The sequence below is a fragment of the Pricia sp. genome (assembly GCF_041745955.1).
GTDB lineage: Bacteria > Bacteroidota > Bacteroidia > Flavobacteriales > Flavobacteriaceae > Pricia.
The window spans coordinates 1-5,547 of record NZ_JBGTHY010000184.1; the positions used below are offsets into that span (position 1 = coordinate 1).

A 5,547-nucleotide genomic window follows, 5' to 3' on the forward strand; every position below is an offset into this window, starting at 1 on the left:
TCCAGAACCAACGTATTATATTTATCAGTGGCACTCGCGGCGGCACCATCTGGCAACATATTACCGGGCAGGGGCTCAAAGGAATCTTGATCATCTACTAACTGTTGCATAGATGATGCGATATTCAACTCATTTCTCGCATTGGCCAGTTCCTGTTGGTTGGCCACGCCTACGTTCAGGTTTACGTTGGCCTCGGCGGCGATATCGGATACACCGGCCTCGGTCTTAAAATCTTGGGCCGATTGATCTACACTGGAAAGATCCGTCGAAATATCCGCAATCCTTTCATTGATAAAATTGGAGGTACGATCGGCAACTTCCTGTTTGTCCTCGACCGCATTTCGGTTATAGATACGGATTAAAGAGTTAAGAATATTTTTAGCTTTAACCTCTATGGGATCTGCTAGACTTAAATTGATAATATTAGAGAACTCTCCCGGATTGGAAACTATTAGCTTGTTCCTATAAATTTGGGCTACATCAGTTATTGGCCTTACCGTAACCCGTAATTTTCTATCCTTATAATTTTCAAAAACCTCGACATTTGGCGTGATGACTATATCACCGATTGGCGTATCAATGTTTTTTCCAAAAGCATAAATTTTCACTGGTTTGTCCTCTTCCTCGGTATACCCAAAAGTAGTGGAAGACGAAATGGTTATAAAAAATTCAAATTGAGCCTTGTTCAAAATCGAATCGGCCGCAATAAAATTAAGATTAACGGGAGGATTCTCGTAAATCTCGGTCTCGATAATATTGCCCTGGACCATTAGTTGAGTATTCAGGTTCAATTCTTTGACAACTTCAACGAAATTAGATCGCGAATTGACAATTTGAATCTCATCTGCAACCTTATTTTCTCCACCTCCAAGAAAATTCAGGTCTTGAAAAACATCAAGTTCAGAACCTGATGTTTTATCCTCTAAAATTAAAATTTGAGTCTGCACCTCATATTGAGGGATAGCGTACCTAATATATATAAAAGCGCATATAGCTGCAACAATAACAGACAACATAAACCACTTCCAATGTGTGGTATACTTGGCAATAATTTCCTTTAACTCGACCGAATTATTTTCGGTTGTATTTTGAGAATTGGTACTCATTGTTTCGTTTGGGTTTAAGAAATTCCATTCATTATCTTCTGGTGATCAGAATAACGGTAGAAGTAATAATGATGGACGCAATCGATATGGCTATTGTAGCCCGATTGTCAAGTGTCGAGGAGGTAATTGCGGATTTGTTCGGTTCTACGTATACTACATCGTTCTGGGTCAAATAATATACGGGGGAACTCATCGCCTCTTTTCGTTTCAGGTTGATACGATGGTACACTTTGGTGCCGTCAAAATCACGGATGACCATAATGTTTTCCCTTTTCCCTTTTATGGTCAGATCATTGGCCAATCCCAGCGCTTCCATTATAGTGATACGTTCCCCTTCAACAGGGTAGGTTCCTGGTCGGTTCACTTCACCCAATACCGTAATGGTAAAATTTCGCAAGCGGATGTTGATAATTGGATCTTTCAAGTAATCTGAAAGTTGATCGCGAAGCAACACCCGCAATTCTTCCGAAGAAAGGCCGGCTACCTTTATCTTTCCGATGACGGGAAAATCGATTTCCCCATCTTTATCGATAAGATAATCGACTTGTTCCGGACGTAATCCACCTTCAGATCCACCGCGAAACAAATTAAAGGGCGCACTGGCTTCATTGTCTAACGTAGAGACATAAATACTTAAAACGTCATCGACCTTGAATTTTGGGGTAATGCTATTCTTATCGACCAAAGTCTCAAAATCGCCGGTATTTTGAAAATAGACCACATCTTTTCTAGAGGCGCAGGAGGTCATTATTATGACGCTCAGTGCGATTAAAGGTAACGCCCGACCCGTGGACCGCATAAAACGGCTGAAATTGAGATTCTTACTAGTGTTCATATTTTAAAATTTAGTGCAATATTACTAAAAAATTACTCCATTAATTTAGTGTGCCCTACAGTACTTTCTTTAAAGAAAGGTTGCTTGGTTCTTTTTCCTTCTTTTTGTCAAGCGAACAAAGTTCGGAGTTATTGGAAATATATTCGGGCACGATTTCTTTCATAAGACTTACAGTGCTGCCATTAAAGAACATATTAGAAACACATAGTTCGTCTATTTTAGACCGAACCAAGGTATAATCCAATGCTCGGGTCTTTCCAATCATAATTTTCTTATGGTAGGTTGGCAACGTGTTTTCACCGTTGGCCAGCAATTCTTCGTATAATTTCTCACCGGGACGCAATCCGGTGATTTTGATTTTGATATCTTCGGGATAACGCAATCCGGAAAGTTTGATCATATTTTTGGCCAAATCAAAAATTTTCACGGATTCGCCCATATCAAAAATAAATATTTCCCCTCCGTCACCCATGGCTCCGGCTTCCAAGACCAACTGTGAGGCTTCGGGAATTGTCATAAAAAAACGGGTAACCGCTTCATGGGTAACCGTTAACGGGCCCCCTTTATCGATCTGCTTTTTGAACAAGGGAATTACGGAACCGTTGGATCCCAAAACATTACCGAAACGGGTGGTAATAAACTTGGTCTTACCCAGTTGTTGCATACAACTCACATACATTTCGGCAATCCGTTTGGTGGCTCCCATAACATTGGTCGGGTTGACCGCTTTGTCGGTAGAGATAAAAATAAACTTGTCCGTGTTATGACTGATGGCGAGATCGGCAACAACCTTGGTGCCCGCGATATTTATCTTAATGGCCTCATACGAGTTGTATTCCATTAATGGCACGTGCTTGTAGGCCGCGGCGTGGAATATGATGTTCGGTCGATGTTCCTGAAAGATATTGTTCAAGCGGTTCTTATCCCGCACATCGCCGACAATGGGCAAAAAGTTATGGTACCCGTTCTGTTTCAGTTCCTGTTGCAGATCATATAAAGCAGACTCGGATTGATCGATAACGATTAGCGATTTATAATCATAGGTACATATCTGCCGTACGATCTCACTACCGATAGATCCCGCACCCCCGGTAACCAGAACAACCTTGTTCTTCACCTCTTGCGAGATTTTGGAATTTCGAATGCTGATAGGCGCCCTATCCAAAAGGTCTTCGATCTGGATCTGTTTGATCTGCGACACCTTTAATTCCCCGTTGATCCACTGCTCGACCGGGGGTACAATTTTGACCTGTACGGGATAATCGACCAAGCCCTCGACCAAATCCTTTAAGCGTTTTGGGTCAATGTTCTGCATGGAAAAAATGACTTCCGAAATATTGTTCTTGACCAAAAAGTCGCGATTCAGTATGGCTCTGGGGAATACTTTTACCCCATTGATACTTTTACCCATCTTTTTATCGTCTTCATCGACGTAACCCAGTACCCTAACCTTACTTTTACTGTGATTGGCCAAGGCATTTTGGGTCAGGATGCCCGATTCGCCGGCCCCGTAGATCAACACGTTCTTGTTGGTCTTAAAACCCTGGCTCATCAGATTATTGTATAAGGATTTGAACACATACCGCGAAGCGGTCAATACAATGAAGGATAATAGACTGTGCGTAATGATGATACCCAAAGGCACGGTAAAATCGTTGAGAATACCCAACTCCCGATTTAATAGCACGATGCTTATCAACAAAATGCTCGACAGGCAAATGGCATTGAAAATATTGTATACGTCCCTGACACCGGTATGGCGGACTATGCCCTTATGAGAACCCGTAAACAAAAAAGCTGCCGATGCGATCAAGGCAACTATAGGCAGTTGAATAAACAACTTATTGGTATCAAAATTCAAGGTAAGGCTAAAACGTATGAGGTATGAAAACACGAATGAAACGGAAATCACACACACATCTATCACAAGTACGAGCCACTTAGACGCGTACCTATGGGCATTGCCAACTAAATACTCTTTGATCATTTTATTGGTTTTTTAGGATAAGTTCAACGATTTTCCTTAGATCATCATCTGATAGGTTCGAACCGCTTGGCAAACAAAGACCACGTTCGAAAAGATTTTCGGAAGTTCCATCGCTATAGTTAGGATACGCTGTAAAGATTGGTTGCAAATGCATCGGTTTCCATAAGGGCCTTGATTCAATATTTTCTTCTAAAAGGGCCAAGCGTAGTTTTTCCCGATATTTGAAAGAAGGCGTAAGCACGCAGGTCAACCAGCGGTTGCAAAAGAAACCTTCCGGTTCATCCAAAAATTCAATCTCGGGGAGATGGCCTAAATGTTTCCTGTAAAAATCAAAGTTCTTTCTGCGGGCAGCTACCCGATCGTCAAGTACTTCCATTTGACCGCGGCCGATACCGGCGAGTATATTGCTCATCCTATAGTTATACCCGACCGATGAATGTTGGTAATGTGGGGCATCGTCCCTGGCCTGTGTCGCCAGAAACACCGTTTTCTTTTTTAGGTTTTCGTTTTTGGTCAGTAAGGCGCCACCCCCCGAAGTCGTGATGATTTTATTACCGTTAAAGGATAAGATACCGATGTCGCCAAAACTTCCGCACTTACGATTTTCGAAAGCACTTCCCAAGGCCTCGGCACTGTCCTCAACGATAGGAATTCCGTAGTTTTCGGCGATTTTTGAGATTTGATCGATTTTATAGGGCATCCCATATAAATGCACCGCCACTATGGCTTTCGGTTTCTTTCCGTTGGCCATTCGGTCTAAAATCGCTTTTTCCAACAAATCGGGAGAGAGGTTCCAGGTATCCTTTTCACTATCCACAAAAACAGGGGTTGCCCCTAGGTACATACTGGGGTTCGCCGATGCTGAAAAGGTAAAGCTCTGACAAATGACCTCATCACCGTGGGATACGCCCACCAGTTGAAGTGCCAAATGAATAGCGGCGGTTCCCGAGCTCAAAGCGGCCACGTGAACGCCCTCGCCCACATACCCTGCAATGGATTTTTCAAAATTGTCGACGTTCGGGCCCAAGGGAGCGACCCAGTTGGTATCGAAGGCCTCTTGAACATAAATTTCTTCCGAACCGCCCATATGGGGGGAAGATAACCAGATTTTATCGTGTACCGCAGTTTTCAAAGCATATTGGTTTTGAACGTTCATTTGTATGTCATGGCGAACCTTTTATGGTTCTCACTATTTGGGGCGATAAAAATACCGCTAATTGTCACGCAATGGTATAAAAATGGTCGAACGCCCCAAAAAATCGGTTAGACGTAATTAATGCCTTTTTGTACTCGCCCTTAAATACGTTCAATTCGTACTATTAGATTTTCTTCGGTAGGCCATTTACCTAGGCAAGGTAAGATAATCATCCTAAAAAAATCATAAAAATTTAGTTTTGATCACTCAACCCCAATGGATTGGGGTAGTACCCTGCTGAAATGCCCGATTATTTTCTGTTATAGGATTTAAAATCCTTATGGTCCTTTTTATACAGTTCCTCTTCGGGAAGGGATTTGAAATACTCGTAGGTCATTTTCATTCCGTCGGCACGGGATACCTTGGGTTCCCAACCCAAAAGCTCCTTGGCCTTTGAGATATCGGGCTGGCGTTGCATCGGGTC

4 protein-coding genes and 1 pseudogene are annotated in these 5,547 nt (G+C 42.5%); all 5 read right to left on the reverse strand.

Annotated features, from left to right (window positions below; all coding sequences use genetic code 11):
- Positions 1 to 1,106, reverse strand: a 1,106-nt coding sequence (locus ACEW8S_RS06455; protein WP_373517353.1) for a Wzz/FepE/Etk N-terminal domain-containing protein, incomplete at its 3' end; no start/stop codon positions are given.
- A 31-nt stretch (positions 1,107 to 1,137) separates the two neighbouring features.
- Positions 1,138 to 1,905 (reverse strand): polysaccharide biosynthesis/export family protein, encoded by a 768-nt coding sequence (locus ACEW8S_RS06460; RefSeq protein WP_373517355.1) that lies wholly within the window; start codon positions 1,903 to 1,905, stop codon positions 1,138 to 1,140.
- A 91-nt stretch (positions 1,906 to 1,996) separates the two neighbouring features.
- Positions 1,997 to 3,928, reverse strand: coding sequence for a polysaccharide biosynthesis protein (locus tag ACEW8S_RS06465; RefSeq protein ID WP_373517354.1), 1,932 nt, complete (start codon positions 3,926 to 3,928; stop codon positions 1,997 to 1,999).
- Position 3,929: 1 nt separating this feature from the next.
- Complete coding sequence (locus ACEW8S_RS06470; RefSeq protein WP_373517356.1) at positions 3,930 to 5,015, reverse strand: DegT/DnrJ/EryC1/StrS family aminotransferase; 1,086 nt, start codon at positions 5,013 to 5,015, stop codon at positions 3,930 to 3,932.
- 358 nt (positions 5,016 to 5,373) lie between these two features.
- Positions 5,374 to 5,547 (reverse strand): annotated as a pseudogene (locus ACEW8S_RS06475) (SDR family NAD-dependent epimerase/dehydratase); the annotation flags it as partial.